Here is a 21,552-nt window from a genome sequence, read left to right on the forward strand (position 1 = left end):
GAGACCAATATCGGAAACCCTTTTGAGCAGGGCTGGGAGTTCTACGCCATTACGCTCAGCTTGTATCTGGTGCTGGCTTATCCTGGATTCGTCTTGCGATATTTGCTGCGACGCCAGCATGGCCGACGCCGCAAAACGGCCCAGTAAATAATCGAGCTTTCGGAATGCCGGGCTACGTGCCGACCACGGCGGACCGGCGTGGAAAAATTACGACTTGAACCAGTTCAGGACAGCATCCAGGCCGCTGAAATTGATGGCGAATCGTGTCTGCTCGCGTACAACCGGCTTGGCACGATACGCCACTGAATAGCCGGCCAGGGCAAGCATTTTCAGGTCGTTGGCACCGTCGCCCATGGCGATGATCTGATCCTTGCGGGCGCCCAGCCGCGCTGCCAGGGCACTCAGGTGGTCCGCCTTGCCTTGGGCATCCACAATCGGACCCAATACGTTTCCGGTAAGGACGCCGTTTTCAATTTCCAGCACGTTGGCGTGCGTTTCATGCAGGCCAAGCCGTTTTTGCAACCGGTGAGTGAACAAGGTGAATCCGCCCGATACCAGCAGGGTGTGCAGGCCGGCCGCATGAGCGCTTTCGATCAGGCGTTCGGCTCCGGGGTTAAGACGTAAGCGTTCTTCATAGACCCGGTCCAGGTCACTGGCCGCAACGCCTTTCAGCAGGGCAACCCGGCGACGCAGACTCTCGGAGAAATCGGTGATTTCGCCCCGCATCGCAGCCTCGGTAATGGCCGATACTTCGGCCTTTTTGCCTACCATGTCGGCAATTTCATCGATGCATTCGATGTTGATGAGAGTGGAGTCCATGTCCATGGCCAGAATCTTGCAATCACTCAGGCTGCGCAGCTCATCTATGAACGCGTAGTCGATCTGCAGTCGTTCGCATTAGCGAGCGACTTCAGCACTTGCGCTGGAGTCGACGTCAAGCAAATGCGCCGCCGTATTACCCAGGCTGCGCACCCCCTGCGAGCATGCCAGGGCAGCAATACGCTCTACGTTTTCAGAGAGCAGGCTTGGGGACTGAAGAATGAGTTGGCTCATGGTGAAGTGATATGAAATGTATGTGGTTCCAGATGCCCCAAGGCACCGGAGTGTGATGTGTGTCAGGCGAGGGCCCTCAGGACGGCACGAACTGCGTCAATACGGGCGGAAACCGGGGCGCCGGCAGCTGTCTCGTGTTCGTCACCAGGTATCTTTGCAGCGCCTTTTTCCTTGTGGACTCGTCCTGTGGGGTCAAGGTCTATCTTGATCCTGTCCTGACCTGCGAGTTTGACATCGCGTCGGGTCTGCACAAGCTGGATGATGCGCATGGGATCGATGTTCGGCTTGGCGGTGAACTGTATCATGGCCTGGCTCTCGCCGGCGTCTATTTTGCTGACTCCAAGAGGCTCGGCAAGAATTCGCAGGCGATGCGTTGCCAGCAGCGTTTGGGCCGCCTGGGGCAGTTTGCCGTATCGGTCGATCAATTCTTCCTGTATCAGGATCAGATCGTCTTCGTTACGCGCGTGGGACAGCTTCTTGTACAGGCTGAGGCGCGCATGGACGTCCGGGCAATAATCGGGTGGCAACAGCGCCGAGGCGTGGAGGTTCACTTCGCAACTTGTAGCGAACGGCGTTTCCAGGTCCGGTTCTTCGCCGGCTTTCAAGGCGCGTACTGCCGTGTTGAGCATTTCGGAGTACATCGAGAATCCGATCTCATGGATGTTTCCGGATTGTGATTCGCCCAATACCTCGCCGGTTCCACGTATTTCGAGGTCGTGCATGGCCAGATAGAAACCCGCGCCCAGGTCTTCCATGGCCTGAATCGCCTCGAGTCGTTTCTTGGCGTTATTGGTAATCGCGTCCTCTCCCGGAGTGAGCAGGTAGGCGTAAGCCTGATGGTGCGATCGTCCCACCCGACCACGCAATTGGTGCAACTGGGCCAATCCCAGCCGATCCGCGCGGTGGATCACAATGGTGTTGGCCGTTGGGACGTCAATGCCGGTTTCAATGATGGTCGTACACAGCAGGACGTTATAGCGCTGCTGATAAAAACCCTTCATGACTTCTTCGAGCTCGCGTTCGGGCATCTGGCCATGGGCAACTGCGATCCTGGCTTCGGGTACCAGCTCTTCGAGTCGGGCGCGGCGGTTGTGTATGGTTTCAACCTCGTTGTGCAGGAAATACACCTGCCCGCCGCGCTTGAGTTCGCGCAGCAGGGCTTCGCGGATGGTGCCGTTGTCCTCTCGGCGCACGAATGTCTTGATGGCCAGACGCTTTTGCGGTGCAGTGGCAATAACCGAAAAGTCGCGTATTCCTTCAAGCGACATGCCCAGTGTGCGGGGAATAGGGGTAGCCGTGAGGGTCAGCACATCTACCTCTGCACGCAACGCTTTCAAAGCCTCTTTCTGGCGCACACCAAAACGATGTTCTTCGTCGATGATGACGAGCCCCAATCGCTTGAAGGAGACCTCTTTCGACAGAATCTTGTGTGTGCCGATCACGATGTCGACCGTGCCGTCCTTGAGTCCCGCTACGGCGGCGTTGACTTCCTTGCTGGAGCGGAAGCGCGACAGTTCCACGACCTTGACAGGCCAGTCTGCAAAACGATCGGCAAACGTCTGGGCGTGTTGTTCGGCCAGAAGCGTAGTGGGGCACAACAATGCCACTTGCATGTTGTTGGCTACGGCCAGGAAGGCAGCACGCAGGGCGACTTCTGTCTTTCCGAAGCCTACGTCTCCGCAGACCAGGCGATCCATCGGTTTGCCCGATGTCATGTCTGCGATGACCGCTTCAATGGCTGCGGCCTGATCCGGAGTTTCTTCGAAGCCGAAGCCCTCGGCAAAAGCCTCGTAATCACTCAGCGGAAGCTTGAAGGCGTGCCCTTCACGAGCAGCGCGCAAGGCGTAAAGCGCCAGAAGCTCTGCCGCGGCGTCCCGCACTTGTCGGGCTGCCTTTCGCCTTGCCTTGTCCCATTGTCCGGAGCCTAGCTGATGCAAGGGCGCCGTTTCCGGATCGGCGCCACTGTACCGGGCAATGACATGCAACTGAGAGACGGGCACATACAGGGTGCTTCCGTTAGCGTACTCGAGATGCAGGAATTCCATCTTGCCGTCGCCCAGATCCATGTCGACCAGACCCTGGTAGCGACCTATGCCGTGCTGAGCGTGAACGACCGGGTCACCCTCCCGCAGTTCCGACAGATCCCGGACCATCGCCTCGACGTCGCTGGCCCGCTCTTGCGCGCGGCGGCGGCGTCGTACAGCATGGGCCTGATTCGGATACAGGTCGTTCTCGGTCAGGAGTGTCAGGCGGCTTTCGGGCAGTTGAAAGCCGCCGGCCAATGGCGCAATGACCACACTGAAATGGTTGTCCTGTTCCAGAAACTCCTGAAGCGTGTCGGCGCCGGCATCGGGCCGGATTCCATGTTCGGCCAGCATCTGCACCAGGGTTTCGCGGCGCCCTGGCGAATCCGCACAAAGGGCCATGCGTGTTCCGCTCTGGTGCAGCGCAGCCTGCAGCTTGGCAAGGGGGTTGTCGGCACGGCGTGCCACCGCAACGTCAGGTACGGGCGCGAATTCAGGGTGGGAGCCTTCGGAGGTGAGCGCCAGGCGTGCGAACGCCTTCAGATGCAGGAACAGGGCTTCCGCATCCAGGAAAAGCATGTGCGGTGGCAGGACAGGGCGCTCACGGTCGCTTTTCAAGAACTGATAGCGGCTATGGGTGTCTTGCGCGAAGCGGCGAATGGACTCGTCGACATCACCGATCGTGACGGTCAGCGTATCAGCCGGCAGATAGTCGAACAGGGTGGCGGTTTCATCGAAGAACAGGGGAAGGTAATATTCCACTCCTGCGAACGCGATGCCATTGCCGATGTCCTTATAGGGTACGGCGCGCGAAGGGTCTCCTTCGATGTGTTCCCGAAAACGCGCGCGAAAGCGGTTGCGGGCTTCTTCATCCATCGGAAACTCGCGGCCAGGCAGCAGTTGCACTTCCTTGACGGGGTACAGGCTGCGTTGGCTGTCTACGTCGAAACTGCGTATGGATTCGATCTCGTCGTCGAACAGGTCAATGCGATAGGGCAGTACCGAGCCCATCGGGAACAGGTCTATCAAGCCCCCGCGAATACAGAACTCACCAGGAGCCGTCACCTGCGTGACGTGTGAGTAGTTGGCCAGGGTAAGCTGACGGCGCAAAGCCTCTTCATCCAGCTTGTCGCCCTGGCGAAACGAGAACGTGTACGCGGCCAGAAATGCCGGCGGTGCCAGGCGATATAAAGCGGTCGTGACCGGCACTGTCAGGATATCGACCGTTTCGTGCAATAGCGCGTTCAGGGTCTGAAGTCGTTCCGAGATCAGGTCGTGGTGCGGTGAGAAACTGTCATAAGGCAGTGTTTCCCAATCTGGTAGCTGTCGAATCCGCAATTGCGGTGCGAACAGCCGAATCTCTTCGGACAGGCGTTGTGCGGTGAGCGGGTCGGCACACAACACGACGATAGGCTTGGCGGCCTGGCGCGCCAGATCGGCAAGCAGCCACGCATCGCCCGAGCCGGGCGGAGTCGGCGAAGCATGACGCCGACCCGGTTTGAGCGCCTTGAGCAAGGGGGTTGTCGAGGAAAGCAAGGAGGGGGAGTGAGTATCTGTGGCCATTTCTGAGACTCATTATAAAATCTTTGGATGCCAGATAAATTGATTGCCATCGTGCCGGCCGCCGGAGTGGGTCAGCGCGCGCAGCAGTTGGGGCCAGAGCAGCCTCCACAGCCCAAGCAGTATCGCCAACTGCGGGGCGAGCCCATGCTGCGTCATGCTGTACGCGCCTTGCTGTCCGACGAGCGCATCGAACGAATTCTTGTGGCGGTGGCGCCCGGCGACTCCGCCGCCCACGCTGCGCTGGAAGGTCTGCCCCGAGTAAGTATCCGTTCCTGTGGTGGATCTACCCGTTCGGAGACGGTAATGGGCGCGCTGCGCGAACTCGTTCCCGGGCCGAATGACTGGGCATTGGTACACGACGCTGCCAGGCCGGGACTGCCGGCGGGAGCACTTTCCCGGTTGATAGATACCTGTTTCGCCCATGGCGCAGGTGGCCTGCTTGCGTTGCCGGTGGCAGACACCCTGAAGCGCGCGGCGGGTCGTGAGCAGGTGGACTGTGTGTTGACCGGAGCCTCATCAGGCGAAGAGGGGTTAGTCGTACAGGCCACAGTCGACCGAGAGGGATTATGGGCGGCCCAGACTCCGCAGATGTTTCCGGCCCAAAAGCTGTTGCAGGCCCTGGAGCTGGCCGACCGGGCGGGTTGGACGCTAACGGATGAAGCATCCGCCATGGAAGCAATAGGCATCAAGCCGAGACTCATACCCGGCTCCATACGGAACTTCAAGGTGACCTGGCCCGAAGATTTTGAGTTGATGGAACGATGGCTATGAGTTTGCCTTTTCGAGTGGGTCAGGGGTTTGATGTTCATGCTCTGGTTGATGAACGCCCGTTGATCATAGGTGGGGTCACAATTCCACATACACAAGGCCTTGCAGGACACTCGGATGCCGACGTGCTGCTGCATGCCCTTACGGACGCCTTGTTGGGCGCAGCGGGCCTCGGAGACATTGGCCGGCACTTTCCGGACACCGACCCTGCTTACAAGGGAGCAGACAGCCGGCGCTTGCTGCGCGTTGCCTATGCCAAGGTTCTGGCTGCTGGATGGCAGGCCGTCAACATTGATGCGACGGTACACGCCCAAGCCCCCAAAATTGGCCCACACGCGGCCGCAATGGCCGCCAATATTGCGTCGGATCTGATGCTGGACGTCGCAGACGTCAATATCAAGGCAAAAACGAACGAAGGCTTGGGATATCTCGGTCGCAAAGAAGGCATTGCAGCGACTGTGGTGGCCCTGGTTGCGCGACGCGGCGATTGATTGTTTACCGACCCGGCTCCTGATCTATCGAAAAAACCTATTACCTAAACAGTATTCCCACTGTATGATTCAAGGTTATTTTTGTACTTTTTTGGTTACAAATTTGTACGTTTAGGGATAGGGCGATGAGAACCTGTGGAGTTTTGCTATCGTGCGTTGCTGCGGTGCTTGTGGCGGGCTGCGGCGGAGGTGGTGGAGGTAACGATTCCGCGCCCGATCCGCTGGCTGAATTCAAAAACCAGCCAGTCAACTGGGGCAGTTGCAATCAATACTTCTCAGGCGATGATAGAGGGTCTGCTCTGATTGCCAAGCTGGGCGACCGGGTCAAGTGCGCCGACATCATGGCTCCTCTCGATTATTCCAAGCCCGACGGGCTGAAAATAACGTTGTCCATGTTGCGAGTCGAGGCGCCGGAATCTGCCGATACCAAGCCCAACTTGTTCTTCAACCCTGGTGGTCCAGGAGGCGATGGCCAAAAATACTCGCTGGTGTTCCATAGCCTGCTCTCCCAGGGGAACCCGGAATCCGCGCTGGGCCGCAAGTATCGAGAAGTCGCTGATGCCTATAATTTTGTCGGATTTTCACCGCGCGGCGTGGGAGCCAGTACGGTGGCGTCATGCAGTGGTAACGAACTGATGTACGAGGTGGACGGCACCAAACACGGTGACGACGCCGAGAACCTCAGGAGGCTGGACGACCGAGCCCGCTACACGGCCAGCAATTGCGCCAAGAACCCGCTGATGCCCCATATTCATACCGATGCGACGGCACGAGATATGGATCTGATGCGGCACCTTTTGGGTGATGAAAAGCTGCACTATCACGGTACTTCGTACGGAACCTGGCTGGGGCTCTGGTACGCCGGCGTGTTCCCCGATAAGGTTGGTCCCATGATTCTGGACAGCAACCTCAATTTCTCCAAGTCCTTCCACGAGGCTTCTGTGTCGTACCAAATGGGACAGGCGCAGGCCTACACGGGCCTGATGCTTCCTTATATCGCTCGGCATCATGCCGTTTTTGGACTTGGTACAGACGCAGACCTAATAGACCAAAACCTGAGTAACCTGCGTGCGGACGTCAGTCAGGCCATGCTCGATATTGGCCAGAATTTCCGGGTCGAAGTCGCTGTCGTTCCCGACTACGTAGGAACCATCAAGGCTGCGCTCAAGGCAAACGAGCTGCTTGAGCAAGGACTCACCCTGGATCAGGTGGAGTTGGAATTCGACAATGAGCCTCCAATGAGCGACAGCAAGTTTGAGCAAGCATACAAAAAGCAGGCTGCCCAGCTGATCGACCGGCTTCGTGACTATGACTCTCCCGATTACGATACCCGCAGCGAGCCATTTTCGTTGCCGCCTGTTGCTGCCGTATGGCAGATGGTGGTCTGCAACGACGAACCCATGCTGAACTATCCCCTTCAGTATTGGGTGGACAAGGCCTTTGAAATGGCGCGGGCAGCACCTGTCCTCGATAACAGGCTCGCATCGCAGCCGTGTCTATATTGGCAGCGCAAGCAAGACGTCCAGAAGCCCACCATGGCCGATCTGCACGACTCCAAAGTCCTGATGGTACAGACCCAGTACGACGTGCCCACACCTGTACAAGGGGCCATGCAGACTTTTGATTTATTGCCGGCCGCGGCCATGGTGTACATCTGGGGCGAGGGCACCCACGGCGTGATGGTGCACCAGACTGAATGCGTCGATCTGACGGTAATGAACTTTCTGTTGGGAAGCCATCCCGCTCAACGCAAAACGATATGCGAAGGCAACCCCTTGCCGCTTGACGAGTCTGTGCCGTCTGGCGACAAACCCGTAAGCGTGGCCGCCAAGGATCATAAACCTGCGTCGCCCTTTACAGATCCGGCGCAGGCTCAAGAACTTCTCAATCAACTCAGAGAGGCTGTTGCGCTATGAAAAGGCTGACTGTCACGCTTTTCAAGTCCAAACACCGCGTGTCTCGAAATCTGGTGCCTTTTGCGGTGGCGTTGTTGGTTGCCGCCTGTGGCGGTGGCAGCAGTTCAGGTGACAATGCTCCGCCCGACCCGCTGGCCGGCTACAAGAATCAGACCATCAATTGGGGTTCTTGCCTGAAATACTTCAGCGACGACAACCCTGATACTCCGTACCTGAGACAGCTCGGTGATCGGGCGCAGTGTGCGGACATCCGGGTACCGCTTGATTACAACGCCCCAGACGCCCAGGAAATTGTGGTGTCCATCATGCGGGTCAAGGCACCGCAAGACGCAGACAGCAAGCCGAACCTGTTCTTTAACCCGGGTGGCCCGGGTGGTGACGGGCTGGAAGAATCCCTGGGGTTTTCGCGTCTGCTCTCTTTGGGCAATACGGATTCCACATTGGGTCGCAAGTACAAAGAGCTTGGCGACGCTTACAACTTCGTCGGATTTTCGCCGCGCGGCGTCGGGGCCAGCACTACTATCGAATGTTATGGAAACGAGCTGGTATACCCAATAGACGATACCCGCTGGGGAGACACTGCCCAAAATATTCAACGCATCAATGACAGGGCACGTTACAGCGCGAGCAGCTGTCAGAAGAATCCGATCATCGATTACATCAATACCGACGCCACGGCACGGGACATGGATCTCATGCGTCATCTTCTTGGCGACGAAAAGCTGCATTATTTCGGCACATCGTATGGCACATGGCTGGGTTTCTGGTATGCGGGCCTGTTCCCCGAGCGTGTTGGCCCGATGGTGCTCGACAGCAATGTAAACTTCACTGCCTCCCTGCCGGACGCAGATATTACCTACGATACGGGCGTGATTCATTCGTTCCGCGAGTACGTCGTTCCCTATATCGCGCGACGGGATGATGTATTTCATATGGGTGACAATGTCGACGACATCATCAGCGATCTTGAGAATGTCCGCCGTGAAGTCAATCAGGCGATGCTGAGCTCGTCGGCACCGTTCCGGGCCGACCGCGACGCTATTGAGGGCTATGTTGGTGCGCTGAAGGCTGCTGTCGAAATCGAGAAGCTGTACGATGTGAATTCGCCGGATGAAATCGAGCAGATACTTACTCTTACTGCGGCGCCGGACATCTCGGACCCGGACTTCGCCAAGGCATTTGTGGAGAAGGTGAGGGTGATGATCGCGCACCTGAAGATGCGCAATCAACGTGATTTTTACAGCCGGCCCGAGTCAGTGTATCTGGATAATGAAGATGCCGTGTATCGGGCGGTGCAATGCAACGACGAACCGTTACCTAACAAGAATCAGGAATTCTGGATAAACAAGGGGTTCGAGCTTGCTCGACAGGCGCCGGTAGTCGACAACAGCTTATCGGCTCAGGCTTGCATATATTGGGATTACCGAACGGACATCCGCAAGCCGTCAATAGACAGCCTCAAGGATGCTTCGTTGCTGCTGGTGCAAAGCCAATACGATGTTCCCACACCGCTGGCAGGCGCGATGGAAACATTCGAACAGCTTCCTGCCGCACATATGGTGTATGTCAGTAACGAAGGCGGTCACGGACTCTTCTTGTACCAGACACGTTGCGTTGATCTTCCGGTAGCTGATTACCTGTTGGGCAAGGCGCCAGCACAACGCCGTATCGAGTGCGTGGGCAAGGGGCTTCCTGACGACCCTGCTGCGCCACGCGATAATTCAGACGTTGCAGTCAGTGCAGCTCGCGAGGAACCTGCGTCCCCCTTCGAGGATCCCGAACTGGCAGAAGAATTGCTTGAGCGTCTTCGTAAGGCTACACGTCGGTAAGTGTGCTGTGAAACAGGGTGAGGTCATCACGCGTCAAAGCAGGGTGGCCCCACCAATCTGGCGGTTGCAGGCACACAGGCCTTCTGCCTGCAACCCATCAAGAATACGCAATACCTCTTCGGGATTGCGCCCCACGTTAAAGTTGTTGACCGACACATGCTGGATGATGTTGTCCGGATCAACGATGAATGTGGCGCGCAGCGCCACCCCTTCGGATTTGCGACGTATTCCAAGCTGGTCGATAAGCGAGCCTGTCATGTCGGCAAACTGATAGTGGCCAAGTTTGTCGAGTTCGGGGTCGGTGCGCCGCCAGGCAAGCTTCACGTATTCATTGTCGACTGAGCCACCCAGCAGTACTGCGTCGTGCTGCTCGAACTGATCGACAAGCTGGTTAAAGCCTATGATTTCGGTAGGACACACATAGGTGAAGTCTTTTGGGTAGAAGTAAAGGACCTTCCATTTTCCCGGGAACGAGCTTTCTGTGATGTCTTCGAAGGCGGAGACGCCGTTTTCCTCGGGCAAATTGAAGCCTGGCTTGACGCCCGTAACCTTGAACGGCTCAAGTTTGTCGCCAACGGTTTTCATCTTTTCTCCTGTGCACATTTGCAATAAGCAAATTATGCCTGAAGGGTCTCAGCCTCTGGCACGTGGCAATTCGATACGCGCAATAAGCCCGCCCGACGGCCGCCGCAAAAGCTTGAGTTGCCCGCCCACTTGCCCCAGCAGGCGCTCGACGATAGAGAGCCCGAGACCCGCGCCCGATACGCCGGTGCGCGCAGATTCCCCCCGCGAAAACGGCCGCAGCAACCGCTCGATATCGGCTTCCGGTATTCCTGCACCTTGGTCGGTAACCTCGATGGCCACTGTGCTGCCTTCCTGACGCGCCAGCAGCTGGATATAGGCGCGATCATCGGCTTGAGATCGACCGTAGCGGCGTGCGTTCTCGATCAGGTTGCTGACCACCCGTTTAAGATCATGTGCGGCGATCTTGGCGTAAAGGTCGGGCTGGATGGACGCCGAAAGATGACCGCCCAGGGATTCGGTGTGAGTGCGCTCACGGTCAAACAGATCGTTCAGGACGTTGGAAATGTTGATGCCCTTGCTGGGAACCACGCCCGCGGGGCGCGCATATTCCATCAATTGCCCGATGCTGTGGTCGATCTGGGCCAGGTCTTCATCGATGGCCTGGCGTGTTTCGTCGCTGACCGAGCTCATTTCGATTTCGAGTCGCATCCGCGCAAGCGGCGTACGCAGGTCGTGCGAGATGCCGGCCAGCATGATTTCGCGATCGGCTTCGGCCTGTCGAAGATCTCGCGCCATCCGGTTGAAGGCTATGTTCATTTCGCGGATTTCGAGCGGTCCCTTTTCGGGCAACGGAGAGGGTGTCTCGCCTCGGGCCAGCTGCTGGGCCACCTTGGCTAGCTGGGCAAGGGGCCGGTTGACGAATCGCACGCTGATGGCCGAGCCAATCAGTGCCAGCAGAAGGGCAGTCACGCCCCAGCCGAACCACTCGATGCCGGCAGTAAGACCCAGTTGTTCACGATCAAACACCAGCCAGTACTGGTCGCGGTTGATTTCAAAGCTGACCCAAACCCCAGGTATCTGGTTGACTGACCACATTACCTGTGTACCGGCCCCCAGTCTTTTCTTGATTTCCGAGGCGACATGATTCCAGTAATTGGAATTGGGAAGGGGTTCCAGCTGGTCGGTGTCTTCACGAGGCTGGATGCGCAGGCTTTCCTTTGTGGCAAGGTCGAGCAGCAGGGCCGGCCGTACGGGCGTGGGCGCATAGACCAGTGCCGAACGGGTGATACTTACCGAGGTTGCGGCCCGCTGTGCCATCTGGGTGGCTCGTGGGCCTTCTTCCATGCTGAAGAAGACCTGTAGCCATGCCCCCAGACTGACCAGCATCAGGGCAGCCAGCAGCAGGAACGAGCGGCTGAACAAGCCCAGGCGGAGCCTGGACGTGACTTTTTTGAACTGTCTGGAAAGGCGTGGCATGCAGGCAAAAGCCAAAAACTACCGACAACGCCCCGCCGGGGGGACGTTACCGCCCGCCGTCGGGGACGAACACGTAGCCCAGGCCCCAGACCGTCTGGATAAACACAGGCTTGGAGGGATTGGGCTCGATGAGCTTGCGCAGGCGCGAGATCTGAACGTCGAGACTTCGATCGAAGGCTTCGTATTCGCGGCCTCGGGCAAGCTCCATGAGCTTGTCACGGGACAGCGGGATCTTGGGGTGACGTGCGAAGACCTTGAGTACCGAGAACTCGCCGGTAGTGATGGGCACCGGCTCGTTATTGCGGGTAAGGGTGCGGGTGGACAGATTGAGTACGTAAGGACCGAATTCGATGGATTCGTTTTCTTGGCTGGGTGCGCCGGGATGCTCTTCGGTGCCCCGGCGGCGCAGGATGGCGTTGACCCTGGCCAGTAGTTCTCGCGGGTTGAATGGCTTGGACAGGTAGTCGTCGGCGCCCATTTCAAGGCCCACGATGCGGTCGATTTCTTCGGCCTTGGCTGTCAACATGATGATGGGTGTGTTGTCGTGCCCGCCGCGCAGACGACGGCAGATGGACAGCCCATCCTCGCCGGGAAGCATGAGGTCGAGCACGAGCAAATCGAAGTGCTCGCGCTGCCAGAGCTTGCTCATCTCTTTGCCGTCTTCGGCCACGAAAACATTGAAGCCTTGTTCCGAGAGATAGCGCCGCAACAGATCTCGAAGACGAGGATCGTCGTCGACAACGAGGATTTTTCGAACGAGGGATTGGTTTTGTGTATTCATGGTCGAAAATGTAACAGGCTGGGATGAAGCCGAAAAGGGGCTTGTAGCAAGAAATTACATATTAAGCGTTTGGTAGAATCAGACCCATCTAATACAACCTGCATAGCTTAGCACCATTGGTCTTAAAATGGTCGGCAACTATTTGGGGCAACGTGTACTTTCTGGAGGGGCATGAGCACCGGCCGACACCATCTTCTTGCACTGGAAACTTCATCCAGCGTGTGCGATGTAGCCTTGTTGTCAGCCAGCGGCAGCGAGATGGATCTGCGTTCCCTTTCACATGACGCCACCGGCGAGCACGCCGAACGCCTGCTTCCCATGGTTGACGAACTGCTTGACGCGGCTGGCTTGCGTCGCACCGATCTGGATGCTGTCGCCTTTGGTCAAGGACCCGGCGGGTTCACGGGGTTGCGCGTGGCCTGCGGGGTCGCTCAAGGAATCGCGTTTGCGCTGGATCTTCCAGTTATTCCGGTGGTGTCACTGCATGCGGCCGCGCTGCGCGAAAGTGGAGACGAGCCGTTGCGTGTGGTCGCCCAGGATGCCCGAATGTCCGAGGTGTATGCCGCAGTGTATGGCAAGGCCGCCGAACACCCCTCAGGCTGGCATACGCTGCATGATCCGGTGTTGCTGGATATCAACGATCTTGTACCGTGGGCTATTGATCAGGCACGTCACTGGACTCACGGCAATGCCCCGGCCATCAAGTTGCTGGGCGATGCATTGGATGCCTACCCACTGGTCCTGGGAGAGGAGCCGCTCGCAGCTGCGACCCAGCGTCATGGCGACGATCTGGTCATACATCGGGGCGGGCCGTGGCGGGCGTCGGCCGAAGCGGTTGCGCGACTCGCCTGGCCAGCATTTCTGGCAGGCCGAACCTTAGCGCCGCATCAGGCAGCGCCCTTATATGTCCGGGACAAGGTTGCCTATACCGTGGCAGAGCGTGAACAGGGCATGGGCGGTAATCCTCGCGCCCGTCAAGCACTCACCATACGAAGCATGACCGAGGCGGACATCCCGGAGGCTGCTGCAATTGAAAGCGGGGTACAGGCCTTTCCATGGACGACCGGCAATTTTCGCGATGCCCTGCAAGCCGGCTATGGAGGATGGGTGGCGTGTCTCGACGGACGTATCCTGGGCTTCGCCTTGATGATGTTCGCGCCCGATGTTGCTCATCTGCTGCTTATTGCCGTAAGGCCTGACGCCCAGCGTAGCGGCGTAGGCCACGGTTTATTGCGTCATTGCGAAGGTCAGGCATTGGCACGTGGTTTGCCGGCGATGATTCTGGAGGTACGACCCTCCAATGCCCGGGCCTTGTCGTTTTATCGTAATCGCGGTTTTTCGCAGATTGGTGTTCGAAAAGACTACTATCCTGCCGAGCGCAATACTCGTGAAGACGCCTTGGTCATGGAGAAAAAGCTGATTGCAGGCGAGGCAAACCGTGGTTGACCAGGGCCCCCGTGCGCCTCGAATCAGCAGTGCACAACGCTTGTGGCTGCTTGAGCTGGGGGTAGAGAAGCCACTATTGGCCAGGTTTGATATTCAGAAGCCCCGGCCGGCACCCCCGAGCGAGCGCGCAGTTGCCGTTCAGCCGTCGGTGGAACCAACCAGTTTGCTCAGGCGGCCGGTGCCTGCCGCCGAACCTCACCAAAAAACGCAACCGGTGCCGGTGAAGCCACCAGCGGCGGTCGAGTCGCCAACAGACTGGGCCTCGCTCGAAGCACGCATCCAGGCTTGCGAGGCGTGCGAGCTGTACGCCGGTCGCCAGCGTGCCGTGGCGGGCTCGGGTGCCCTCGAAAACGTTCAGTGGCTGGTGGTCGGCGAGGCTCCGGGCGAGCGCGACGACAGATTGGGCCAGCCATTCCAGGGCAAGGCCGGTGAGTTGCTGCAGGGAATGTTGCATGCGGCGGGCATTGATCCTTCCGAAGCGATCTTCTACACCAACCTCGTCAAATGTCGGCCGCGAAGCAACCGATTGCCGACTGCGCAGGAAATTGCTTCGTGTTTACCGCATCTGCACAGTCAGATCGCCTTGTTGAAGCCGCGCGGAATTCTCGCCCTGGGTCGACTGGCAGCCCAGACCCTGCTGGCAACCGAAACACAAAAAAATCCTGGTTTCGAAGCGCTTCGCGGCAAGGTTCAAAGTTTTACCCTGACTGGTGTGGGCACTTTTCCGGTGGTTGTCACGTACCACCCGGCGTCTCTGCTGTCTCGCCCGCGCCATAAGGGCGCCAGCTGGCGAGACTTGAATCTGGCTCGCGACCTGGGCAAATCGTGGTCAGCGTAATGCCTGGCCGTGCCCGTGCTGACCGATCTGTTTGTGCAGGTCGGGGTCAGCCTTGTGGTTACGCCGGTTCCAGTTGATGAACAGCAACATCAACGAGGCAACCAGCAGGCCGAAAAACACAATGATCGCGCCGATGCGTATATTGAGCCAGAGCATCAGGCTATACACGGCGAGCATCAGCAGAATGTTCAGTTGCTCGTTGAAGTTCTGTACGGCAATCGAGTGTCCGGCAGAAAGCAGGACATGACCTCGATGCTGGAGCAACGCATTCATGGGAACCACAAAAAAGCCGGATAGCCCACCGACAAGCAATAACAGTCCGTAGACTTCCCAGGTTTTGTTTACCCAAGGCATGAGCAGGACGGCCAAACCCATGGCCACGCCCAGAGGCAATACGGACAAAGCTTTTCGCAGCGGGACCCGGCCGGCAAGAATGGAGCCGAACACCGTTCCCAGGGCGGCCACGCCCATCAGGATGGAAGCCTGGTCGAGACGATAGCCAAGGTGTTGGGCACCCCACTCGATGACAATGAATTGCAGGGTGGCACCGGCGCCCCAGAACAGGGTCGTAACGGCGAGCGATATCTGGCCCAGCTTGTCTGTCCAGAGGATGCGTACGTAACCCCCGAATTCGGCGATCAGTTTGAATGGATTGGTCTGCTGCTTTGGATAACTGACGCCAGTCTCGGGAATAAGCAGATTGCATAGGGCCGCCAGACCGTACACAATGCCGATGATCAGTATGGCGGCTTCGGCCCGGGTCGCCACTTGGCCCGGCATCCACGAAAGACCCAGAAGTTTTTCGGAAACCGTCGGGTTGACCAGGACTCCCCCCAGAACGGTACCCAGAATAATCGACAGGACGGTGAGTCCTTCGATCCAGCTGTTGCCCTTGACGAGCTGGTCGGGAGGCAGCATCTCGGTGACAATTCCATACTTTGCCGGTGAGTAGGCCGCAGCACCGATGCCAACCAGTGTGTAGGCGGCAAACACCAGTACCAATTGACCCTGTACGTCCAGTCCAAGCAGTTGGTGACTGAACATCAGCAGGCACCCTGCTATCTTTACCGTATTGGTCATGAACATGACCCGACCCTTGGGGTAAGAGTCTGCAAAGGCGCCCACAAAGGCGGCAAGCACGACATAGGCCAGTGCAAACCACCATTTCATCATTGGCGCCATCCAGTCAGGACCTTGCAGGTCGACGATGAGCGCGATGGCTGCAATCAGAAGAGCATTGTCCGCGAGCGAGGACAATGCCTGAGCTGCCATTACAAGGTAAAACCCTTTCTTCAAACGTCGCCCCGGTTAAGTGAAGGAGGTGGACAGATACTGCAAATATCGAAACAAATCGCGAAAAGAGTTAGAGAGTATAGCGTCCGGCGCGCATCGGGATACTCGGGTCTGTATGGAACCGCCAGTATTAAATCGGGCAAAATCGCAGTTGTGACAGCACCACGGTGCGGTATCATACAAGCCAGTTGCCCTTGGCGTTTACTTCGTTTTCGCATTGTGCCGCTTACCCTCTCTGTCTATCCATTGTGCGCCTGACTCAAATAAAACTTGCCGGCTTCAAGTCGTTCGTCGAGCCGACGGTCATACCCACGCCCAGTCAACTGGTTGGCGTTGTTGGCCCCAATGGTTGCGGCAAATCCAATATTATCGACGCTGTTCGCTGGGTGTTGGGCGAAAGCAGGGCGTCCGAACTGCGTGGCGAATCCATGCAGGACGTTATCTTCAATGGCTCGGGCAATCGAAAACCCGCGGCGCGCGCCTCCGTTGAGCTGGTATTTGACAATTCCGAGGGCAGGGCGGCAGGGCAGTGGAGCAGTTATGCCGAAATCGCGGTTCGCCGCGTATTGACCCGTGACGGCACCAGCAGTTACTTCATTAATAATCAGCAAGTTCGCCGGCGCGATATCCACGATATTTTTCTGGGAACGGGCCTGGGTAGCCGAGGCTACGCCATTATCGGTCAGGGCATGATCAACCGCCTCATCGAGGCCAAACCCGAAGAACTGCGAATTTTTCTAGAAGAGGCAGCGGGGGTTTCGCGCTACAAAGAGCGGCGCCGCGAGACTGAGAACCGCCTGAGCGACACGCGCGAAAATCTCACGCGGGTCGAAGATATTTTGCAGGAACTCACCGGGCAGCTTGCAAAGCTCGAGTCACAGGCCGAAGTTGCCGAGCGCTATCGGGCCTTGCAAGAAGAAGGCGAGCAAAAGCAGCATGCCTTATGGCTGCTGAAAGAAAGTAGTGCGCGCGAAGAGCGCCAGGCCAAGTTTCTTGCCATCGAACAAGCGCAAACTGATCTGGAAGCGGCCATTGCGAGCCTGCGCGCCGGCGAGGCTGTACTTGAGTCGCGTCGCCAGGCTCATTATGCCGCTTCAGATGCCGTACACGCAGCCCAGGGCCGCTTGTTCGAGGCCGGAGCTCAGGTCAGTCGTCTGGAAGCTGAAATCCGTCATGTTGTAGAGTCCCGGAATCGGGTACAGGCCAGGCGCGGGCAGTTGCAACAGCAAATCCAGGAATGGGCCGATCAGGAGTCCCATTGCACCGAGCAGCTCGCGCACAGTGAAGACGAGCTGCAGGCCGCAGTGGCCCGAATCGAAGAATGTCGCGCGCTTGCCGAGGACGCCGCAGCCGCCTTGCCGGAAATCGAAGCGCGGGTTCGCGCGGCAGGTTCCTCGCGGGACGAGCTTCGCGCCGTGCTGGCGCGGGTCGAACAAAATCTCGCTTTGGTGGCGCAGGCCCAGCGCGACGCCGACCGTCAGCTTTCATTGCTTGAGCAAAGGCGCGAGCGGCTGCAACTCGAAATGCGCGAACTGGATGCCCCCGATGCTGGCAACCTTGAGCGTCTGGCCGGCGAACTGGCCATGCTCGAAGAGCACCTCGAAGAAGCGCAGGGACAGTTGCTTCATCTCGAAGACCAATTGCCCGAGCTTGATGCACAACGCGAGCGGGCGCACGCTCAGGCGCGTGAAGAGTCTCAGGAGCTGGCGCGACTTGAGGCCAGGCTGTCGGCGCTGATCCGTTTGCAGGAAGACGTTCAGAAGCAGGGCGCGTTGCAGCCATGGCTCGAACAACACGAACTCACTACCTTGGGGCGCTTGTGGCAAAAGCTGCAAATTGAACCGGGTTGGGAATCTGCTCTCGAGGCTGTGCTTCGCGAGCGTATGGCTGCCCTGGAGGTCCGGCAGCTTGAGCATGCACGCGCCTTTGCCGCCGATCCGCCTCCGGCAAGGCTGGCGTTTTATCAAATGCCGCCCGCCGCCCCTGGTCACGCCGGCCCGGTCGAACTCGAGTCCCTGGCGTCGTTGTTGCGTATCAGCGATGCCGACTTGCGCACCCTGCTTGATGATTGGCTTCGCGACGTTTATCTTGCTGACAACGTTGAGTCTGCCCTGGCCAAGCGCAGCTCCCTGCCCGTGGGTGGGGTGTTCGTTGTAAAGGCCGGACACATGGTAGACCGCCACAGCGTGCGCTTCTATGCGCCCGATACCGAGCAGGCCGGCCTGTTGGCGCGCCAACGCGAAATCGACAACCTCCAGCGCGAAGTAAAGGCGCGCCAGATGCTGGCGGACGAAGCTATCGACAAGGTGGCCAAAGCCGAGTCGGCGTGGCAGCAAGTGTCCCAGTCGATGGCACCAGCCCGCACGCGTGTCGGCGAGCTCACCCAGCGTGTCCATAGCCTGCGCCTGGAGCATTCGCGCCTCCAGCAGCAAGCCAGGCAAGTTGACGAACGCATGTCACGAATTCGGGAAGAGCTGGCCGAAATCGAGGTTCAGGCCGAAGAGCTTCAGGCTGCGCGAGAAGAATCCGAGGCCCGGTTTGAAGCCCTGGACCAGGAACTGGCAGAACACCAGACAAAATACTCTGATGTCGAAATGTCGGGTGAAGACCTTGCGCGAGAAGCCGAGCAAGCTCGCCAGCATTTGCGTGACCGCGAACTTGCCGTTCATGAGGCCGAGTTCGCCCAGCGCTCGTTGCAGGCGCGCATCAGTGATCTGCAGCGCAATCTGCAACTGGCGCAAGATCAGGTTGCCCGCGCGCGCGATGAGCTCGAAACTTTGCAGGGTGAATTATTTGAGCTGGACGCTTCCGCTGCCCAGGCAGGATTGCAGGATGCACTCGAAGAGCGTGCCCGCTGTGAAGAAGCCCTCAATCTGGCGCGCATCGAGCTCGACAACCTGGCGGCCGAACTTCGTGCGGCCGACGAAGAAAGGTTGTCCAACGAACGTTCGCTCGACCCCAAACGCCAGCGCATCACTCAATTGCAGCTCGAAGAGCAGGCTGCCCGGCTGGCTGTCGAGCAGTACTCCGAGCAGCTGGATGCGCATGAAGTCGATCGCGATGCACTGCGCAAGTTGCTGGCCGAGCGCCCCGACGATTGGCGTCGCACCGCGTGGCTGCAATCAGAGGTGCAGCGAATTTCCCGTCAGGTCGAGGCCCTGGGCCCTGTAAACCTGGCCGCACTTGACGAGCTGGCTACTGCTCGCGAGCGTCGTGAGTTTCTTGATGCCCAGCATCGAGACCTTTGCGATGCAATCAATACGCTCGAAGACGCGATTCGAAAGATCGATAAGGAAACTCGCGAACTTCTTCAAGAAACGTTCGACACGGTCAACGCTCATTTCGGCGAACTTTTTCCGCGTCTCTTTGGTGGGGGCGAAGCCAGGCTTGTCATTACCGGAGAAGAAATTCTTGACGCCGGAGTGCAGGTCATGGCACAGCCGCCGGGTAAGCGCAACAGCACCATTCACCTCCTTTCGGGCGGAGAAAAGGCGCTTACTGCAATTGCCCTTGTGTTTGCGCTGTTCAAGCTCAACCCCGCTCCATTCTGTCTGTTGGATGAGGTGGACGCGCCTCTGGATGATGCGAATACCGAGCGCTATGCTGCATTGGTATCCAGCATGAGCGACCAGACCCAGTTTTTATTCATTTCTCACAATAAAATTGCCATGCAAATGGCACGGCAGCTGGTTGGTGTCACCATGCAGGAACAAGGTGTCTCCCGCATAGTCGCAGTTGATATCGACTCGGCCCTGCAATTGGCCGAGGCATGAGGTTTTGAGTGGATAACAGTTTACGGACGCTACGAGGCGGACAATGAGTGACTTGCAGATAGGCTTGATTTCGCTGGGCGTAATCTTGATTCTGGTGTTGGTGTGCTTCAATTGGTGGCAGGACAGGCGCGTCAGGCAGCGCATGCAAGAGCACTTTCCAGAAGCCGAAGAAGATCCGTTGATGGGGAACGTAGGCGTGCCGGGGGGCAGACGCGAGCCTGGCATTGGTGTGGTGGCCGATACTGACCCTGACGAGCTTACCGAGGCAGATGCCATGTGCGAGGCTGTCATAGATGTCGTCTTCGCACATCCGGTATCCGGTGCCGACCTGCTGACGGCCCTGCGTCCCATTCAGATGGCGGGCGAAAAGCCCGTCAGGGCGCTTGTTGAGCACGAAGGCGGACACACTGTGCGCGTGCGCGAGAACAGCAGTTATCTCTCAGTGCAGCTGGCCGTACTGCTTGCCAACCGAAGTGGTGCGCTGACTGATATCGAGTGGTCGCACCTCTGGACCACCGCTCAGGAGCTGGCCGAACGATTCGAAGGCTCTGTTGAAGGCCCCGAGCAGGAACAGGTACTGCAGCGTGCCCGCACGCTTGATGAGCTTTGCGCGAGTCTGGATGCTCAGGTTGTCCTTGTGCTCAAGCTTGGACGGGCACTGCCTGTCGGTGAAGTTACCCAGGTCGTCAAGGATGCGGGCTTCGTGAGTTTTGGAAATCAGCTCGCGTGGATGTCAGAGTCGGGTGTGCCGCGCTTTACCTTGCTTTATGCGGGCGTACCTGCTGCCGATTTCAGTTCTGCCGGCGTAGACCGTCTTGATCTGATGCTGGACGTGCCGCGAAGCCAGCCTGACGACCACGCATTCAGCCGCATGGCCTGTGTTGGACGAGACCTGGCGACTCGCCTCGATGCCACCCTGGTCGATGAGCAGGGCCAGGCTGTGAACGAGGCTGCCGACCATGCTGTAGACGAAAAAATCTACGAGCTTTACAAGAATCTTGAGCGCGCGGGCTTTCCTGCCGCCGAACCACGGACTGTCAGGCTTTTTTCGTGAGTGCAGATCGCAATTCTCCGGCAGATATTCAGCAAGAACTTCAACAACTGCGTGAAGAGATAGCCGAACACAATCACCGTTATTACGTACTGGATGCTCCCGTAATTTCCGACGCGAAGTACGACGAGCTCATGAAGCGCTTGCAGGCGCTCGAGCAGCAGCACCCCGACCTCATTACCCCCGAATCCCCCACGCAACGCGTCGGCGCCGCACCCCTTGCCGCCTTCGACAGCGTCCGGCACTCAGTGCCCATGTTGTCACTGGGAAATGCCTTCGATCCCGAAGACATCGTTGCCTTTGACAAACGCGTGACCGATACCCTGCGCGCGGCCGGCATGTTGGGGGATGGCAGCCTGGTTGAATACATGGCCGAGTGCAAGTTTGACGGCCTGGCCATCAGCCTGCGCTATGAGGACGGAAAATTTGTTCGGGCTGCCACACGAGGCGATGGCCAGGTCGGAGAAGACGTCACCAGCAATATCCGCACGCTCCGTTCCATTCCCCTGAAGCTGCGCGGCCAGGCGCCCGGCGTGCTTGAAGTACGCGGTGAAGTGTTCATGTATCGAAGTGACTTCGACACCCTGAACCAGACGCAACAAGCACGCGGAGACAAGATTTTCGTCAATCCGCGCAATGCCGCGGCAGGTAGCCTGCGTCAGCTCGACCCGCGCATTACCGCAGGGCGTCCACTGCGTTTCTCTGCTTATGGCTGGGGAGAAATC

14 protein-coding genes and 2 pseudogenes are annotated in these 21,552 nt (G+C 58.3%); 10 read left to right on the plus strand and 6 right to left on the minus strand.

Annotated features, from left to right (window positions below):
- Positions 1–147, plus strand: a 147-nt coding sequence (locus tag Q1J88_RS10000; RefSeq protein WP_301117527.1) for a DUF2818 family protein, incomplete at its 5' end; no start/stop codon positions are given.
- Between the two features lie 60 nt (positions 148–207).
- Here the strand turns inward: Q1J88_RS10000 and serB are convergent.
- Positions 208–1,053: pseudogene (gene serB / locus Q1J88_RS10005) on the minus strand (phosphoserine phosphatase SerB).
- Positions 1,054–1,115: 62 nt separating this feature from the next.
- The gene (mfd, locus tag Q1J88_RS10010; protein ID WP_301117513.1) at positions 1,116–4,640 is read right to left on the minus strand and encodes a transcription-repair coupling factor; all 3,525 of its coding nucleotides are present in this window, start codon (positions 4,638–4,640) and stop codon (positions 1,116–1,118) included.
- 27 nt (positions 4,641–4,667) lie between these two features.
- Between mfd and ispD the strand changes: the two genes are divergently transcribed.
- The 4 genes from ispD to Q1J88_RS10030 all read left to right on the plus strand — a co-directional run bounded on the left by ispD (position 4,668) and on the right by Q1J88_RS10030 (position 9,644).
- Positions 4,668–5,411, plus strand: a complete 744-nt coding sequence (gene ispD / locus Q1J88_RS10015) for a 2-C-methyl-D-erythritol 4-phosphate cytidylyltransferase (RefSeq protein ID WP_301117514.1) — start codon at positions 4,668–4,670, stop codon at positions 5,409–5,411.
- On the plus strand, positions 5,408–5,899 hold the full coding sequence (gene ispF / locus Q1J88_RS10020; protein ID WP_301117515.1) for a 2-C-methyl-D-erythritol 2,4-cyclodiphosphate synthase: 492 nt from the start codon (positions 5,408–5,410) through the stop codon (positions 5,897–5,899). Before ispD ends, ispF begins: the two co-directional genes overlap by 4 nt.
- Positions 5,900–6,024: 125 nt before the next feature.
- Positions 6,025–7,815 carry an alpha/beta fold hydrolase gene (locus Q1J88_RS10025; RefSeq protein WP_301117516.1) on the plus strand — a complete coding sequence of 597 codons (1,791 nt, stop codon included), beginning with the start codon at positions 6,025–6,027 and terminating at the stop codon, positions 7,813–7,815.
- On the plus strand, positions 7,812–9,644 hold the full coding sequence (locus Q1J88_RS10030) for an alpha/beta hydrolase (protein WP_301117517.1): 1,833 nt from the start codon (positions 7,812–7,814) through the stop codon (positions 9,642–9,644). The genes Q1J88_RS10025 and Q1J88_RS10030 overlap by 4 nt, the downstream gene beginning before the upstream one ends.
- 33 nt (positions 9,645–9,677) lie before the next feature.
- On the opposite strand, the gene Q1J88_RS10035 is transcribed toward Q1J88_RS10030, so the two are convergent.
- Genes Q1J88_RS10035 through ompR form a run of 3 tightly spaced genes read right to left on the minus strand, consistent with a single transcriptional unit; the run spans position 9,678 to position 12,426 of the window.
- The gene (locus Q1J88_RS10035; RefSeq protein WP_301117518.1) at positions 9,678–10,229 is read right to left on the minus strand and encodes a peroxiredoxin; all 552 of its coding nucleotides are present in this window, start codon (positions 10,227–10,229) and stop codon (positions 9,678–9,680) included.
- A gap of 48 nt (positions 10,230–10,277) precedes the next feature.
- Positions 10,278–11,645: an ATP-binding protein gene (locus Q1J88_RS10040; protein ID WP_301117520.1), complete on the minus strand. Its 1,368-nt coding sequence runs from the start codon at positions 11,643–11,645 to the stop codon at positions 10,278–10,280.
- A gap of 46 nt (positions 11,646–11,691) precedes the next feature.
- Entirely contained in the window at positions 11,692–12,426 is a 735-nt protein-coding gene (gene ompR / locus Q1J88_RS10045; RefSeq protein ID WP_301117521.1) for a two-component system response regulator OmpR, read from the minus strand.
- Positions 12,427–12,597: 171 nt separating this feature from the next.
- Between ompR and tsaB the strand changes: the two genes are divergently transcribed.
- Positions 12,598–13,872, plus strand: coding sequence for a tRNA (adenosine(37)-N6)-threonylcarbamoyltransferase complex dimerization subunit type 1 TsaB (gene tsaB / locus Q1J88_RS10050; RefSeq protein WP_301117522.1), 1,275 nt, complete (start codon positions 12,598–12,600; stop codon positions 13,870–13,872).
- A complete protein-coding gene (locus Q1J88_RS10055) occupies positions 13,865–14,710 on the plus strand; it encodes a uracil-DNA glycosylase (RefSeq protein ID WP_301117523.1) in 846 nt (281 codons plus the stop codon). Before tsaB ends, Q1J88_RS10055 begins: the two co-directional genes overlap by 8 nt.
- Here Q1J88_RS10055 and lplT read toward each other — a convergent pair.
- Positions 14,702–16,006 (minus strand): lysophospholipid transporter LplT, encoded by a 1,305-nt coding sequence (gene lplT, locus Q1J88_RS10060; protein WP_301117524.1) that lies wholly within the window; start codon positions 16,004–16,006, stop codon positions 14,702–14,704. The two genes, Q1J88_RS10055 and lplT, sit on opposite strands and share 9 nt — an antisense overlap.
- A 245-nt stretch (positions 16,007–16,251) precedes the next feature.
- Here lplT and smc point away from each other — a divergent pair, with 245 nt between their 5' ends.
- The 3 genes and pseudogenes from smc to ligA all read left to right on the plus strand — a co-directional run.
- The gene (gene smc, locus Q1J88_RS10065; RefSeq protein ID WP_301117525.1) at positions 16,252–19,776 is read left to right on the plus strand and encodes a chromosome segregation protein SMC; all 3,525 of its coding nucleotides are present in this window, start codon (positions 16,252–16,254) and stop codon (positions 19,774–19,776) included.
- 43 nt (positions 19,777–19,819) lie between these two features.
- The gene (locus Q1J88_RS10070; protein WP_301117526.1) at positions 19,820–20,830 is read left to right on the plus strand and encodes a cell division protein ZipA C-terminal FtsZ-binding domain-containing protein; all 1,011 of its coding nucleotides are present in this window, start codon (positions 19,820–19,822) and stop codon (positions 20,828–20,830) included.
- Positions 20,827–21,552, plus strand: a pseudogene (gene ligA, locus Q1J88_RS10075) (NAD-dependent DNA ligase LigA); the annotation flags it as partial. The gene Q1J88_RS10070 and the pseudogene ligA, both read left to right, overlap by 4 nt.

Origin of the sequence: Pusillimonas sp. (genome assembly GCF_029263785.1) — a bacterium.
Lineage (GTDB): Bacteria > Pseudomonadota > Gammaproteobacteria > Burkholderiales > Burkholderiaceae_B > Pusillimonas.

Excerpts from the sequence above, each read along its gene's own strand:
- mfd (WP_301117513.1), bottom strand. The coding sequence starts at position 4,640 with ATGGCCACAGATACTCACTCCCCCTCCTTGCTTTCCTCGACAACCCCC.
- ispD (WP_301117514.1), top strand. The coding sequence starts at position 4,668 with ATGCCAGATAAATTGATTGCCATCGTGCCGGCCGCCGGAGTGGGTCAG.
- ispF (WP_301117515.1), top strand. The coding sequence starts at position 5,408 with ATGAGTTTGCCTTTTCGAGTGGGTCAGGGGTTTGATGTTCATGCTCTG.
- Q1J88_RS10025 (WP_301117516.1), top strand. The coding sequence starts at position 6,025 with ATGAGAACCTGTGGAGTTTTGCTATCGTGCGTTGCTGCGGTGCTTGTG.
- Q1J88_RS10030 (WP_301117517.1), top strand. The coding sequence starts at position 7,812 with ATGAAAAGGCTGACTGTCACGCTTTTCAAGTCCAAACACCGCGTGTCT.
- Q1J88_RS10035 (WP_301117518.1), bottom strand. The coding sequence starts at position 10,229 with ATGAAAACCGTTGGCGACAAACTTGAGCCGTTCAAGGTTACGGGCGTC.
- Q1J88_RS10040 (WP_301117520.1), bottom strand. The coding sequence starts at position 11,645 with ATGCCACGCCTTTCCAGACAGTTCAAAAAAGTCACGTCCAGGCTCCGC.
- ompR (WP_301117521.1), bottom strand. The coding sequence starts at position 12,426 with ATGAATACACAAAACCAATCCCTCGTTCGAAAAATCCTCGTTGTCGAC.
- tsaB (WP_301117522.1), top strand. The coding sequence starts at position 12,598 with ATGAGCACCGGCCGACACCATCTTCTTGCACTGGAAACTTCATCCAGC.
- Q1J88_RS10070 (WP_301117526.1), top strand. The coding sequence starts at position 19,820 with ATGAGTGACTTGCAGATAGGCTTGATTTCGCTGGGCGTAATCTTGATT.